Annotated in this window: 1 protein-coding gene; it reads right to left on the minus strand. The window is 31.1% G+C overall.

Annotated elements, in window-relative coordinates:
* Positions 1-1,549 precede the first annotated feature (1,549 nt).
* Positions 1,550-2,036: hypothetical protein (locus tag ACFIMX_RS01245; protein WP_375693918.1), on the minus strand; the 487-nt coding region annotated here is incomplete at its 5' end.

A 2,036-nucleotide genomic window follows, 5' to 3' on the forward strand; every position in this document is an offset into this window, starting at 1 on the left:
ATTAACCAAGAAAAGCAAAGTAAGGGAAGTTCCTATAAATTATGAGGTTTATGAAAGCGATAACCTTGTCAAGATTGTTGAGGAAACAGAATAAAAATAGACACGGAGGTGCCTTCTTGATGGCTATAAACGCATTATAAGATAATTGCTTAATATACATATCATAAAAGAGAGCGTTCCATAAAAGAAAGCCGTGCCAAGTGATATGACGCGGCTTTCAATGGAGGTATGTGCAAATATTTCATATAAACGAAATCAATAATGAATGCATATATACAAAACGTATTATATTGCAAGCGCTCTTTTGAGATATGAAAACTTATCAAAAGGAATGTAAATANCGTATTATATTGCAAGCGCTCTTTTGAGATATGAAAACTTATCAAAAGGAATGTAAATAATGCGTATGATTTTTACTCACTCATTTGAATGAACGCTTTTCATTTCTCTCAAACGTATTAATCATCCCCCCTCCTTTGTGAGGGGGCATTTGAAATAAAGCCCATGATCAAAATGCTTCTTTTAAAACGTTTCAATATACTGACTTTAAAATTGAGTTGAGTGAATTCAAATAACACATTGTCTAAAATCAAACCTATCAAACAAATCAAAACGCTTGTTAGCTTTAACAAAACTCGTTTTTTACAGTTGCAAACGTTGGCTTTTAAAACAAACTCTCATAAGACAATAAACAACCGCTTTTATCAAATGCAAGGCTTTAAAAACTGTTATAAACATCTGTTTCAAACGTTTAAACGTTCATTTAGAGAAGTTCTCATAAGCGTATTTTTATTTTGCACTCAAACATAACTTTTTTGCAAATTAATTGCTCTATATTTGGCTAGCAAAATCAACCAATTCAATTTTGGAGGCGTTAACTTTAGAATAGAGCATTCTTTAAACAGAGTAGCTTTTTCTAAAAATTTAGAAAAATCTCATGCCTTATGATGTTACAATGGTTTTGAAGTTTGTTTGCTTATCTTTGTCTTAATAGCTGCCCCCAAATTTGGAAAGAGCTCTTTTGGTTTCGTATTTTTAAACTATAACTTTTAAAACGTTTTTAGTACCAAATCTAAAGTAGATAGTTATTCTACTGCCATGGCATTATTTGCCTCCATTTTTTTGTGGAAGCGAATAGTTCCATTCTTAAAGACTAGCCTGCAATCTATTCATTAAAAGGCTTTTCATTTCATAAGATATAGCGTTTTGAATTTCATTACCTTTATTTCCTACCTCGGTAAAAAATACCGTGGTTTTAAAATCGATCTTGTCTTTAAATCCTTTTATGCAATCTTTATAAATTAAACCTATAAGCTTATGACAGTTTCAAAGGGGTATTCCTTTTTAAGGTTTCGCTCAAAAAAGAGCAAAACTCATACCATTCTTTAAACGTATAATCGATAATTTCAAACAACTAAATTTTAAACAATGTGATTTGTGCTATGATAAAAACGTATCATAAAACTTATAAACTGTTATGAGTGATATCGGCTTTTCATTTCTTTTGAACATTTACATGCGTTATAATATTTGCATCATGATTTGCTTTTTATGGTCTATTCATACATGCCAATCTTCTATAAAAAATGATCAAATGAATCACGTATAAAAAGATGGATTCTTGAGTGGATTTATATAAAATAATTACAAACAAACTATTGACTTTATTGTGTTTTTTGATATTATATCTCACATTGTATGTCAAAATACCGTAAGTTTCAAATAGCTTTTTAACATGCCCTTTTTTAACACCTAGAGCTAGGAATGTCTTGAAACTGTCATCACGTTGATTGATCCAATCACCGTACTTGTCTGGTGTAATTATTTGCCAACCGTCTTCACGTGTAATACCACCAACACTACCAAAGTATTGAAGCCTCTCAAGTTTTTTTTCGGTGGAAAGATTATCTCCAATATCATGATAGTAAATCTTACACGGTTGTTTTTTATTTGGATTGCGCACAAAAATCGTTACAGCTATTCCATTTTGGCTTCCAGAGCCAAAAACATTGCCTCCTTCCTTTGATAGCTCTTTT

Source organism: Bartonella sp. AD24XZML, assembly GCF_042196485.1.
Classification (GTDB): domain Bacteria; phylum Pseudomonadota; class Alphaproteobacteria; order Rhizobiales; family Rhizobiaceae; genus Bartonella.